This window comes from Kumtagia ephedrae (genome assembly GCF_003012745.1).
In the GTDB taxonomy this organism is placed as follows: domain Bacteria; phylum Pseudomonadota; class Alphaproteobacteria; order Rhizobiales; family Rhizobiaceae; genus Kumtagia; species Kumtagia ephedrae.
In genome coordinates this window covers 1-327 of sequence record NZ_PXYK01000088.1, presented here as the reverse complement: position 1 = coordinate 327, position 327 = coordinate 1, and the positions used below count along the sequence as shown (strand labels likewise).

Sequence of the window (327 nt, the reverse complement as noted above, 5' to 3'; positions counted from 1 at the left end):
ACAACCCGGCCTTCGTGCATGGCGGGCCGTTCGCCAACATCGCCCATGGCTGCAACTCGGTGGTGGCCACCACCACGGCGCTGAAGCTCGCCGACTATGTGGTGACGGAGGCCGGCTTCGGCGCCGATCTCGGCGCGGAAAAGTTCTTCGACATCAAATGCCGCAAGGCCGGGCTCAAGCCGGCCGCCGCCGTCATCGTCGCCACCGTGCGCGCCCTGAAGATGAATGGCGGAGTGAAGAAGGAAGACCTTTCCAAGGAGAACGTCGAGGCGGTGAGAAAAGGCTGCGCCAATCTCGGCCGCCACATCGAGAACGTAAAACAGTTCG

Annotated in this window: 1 protein-coding gene; it reads left to right on the top strand. The window is 63.3% G+C overall.

The features are described 5' to 3' along the window. Nucleotides 1–327: formate--tetrahydrofolate ligase (locus C7I84_RS29400; RefSeq protein WP_120785140.1), on the top strand; the 327-nt coding region annotated here is incomplete at both ends.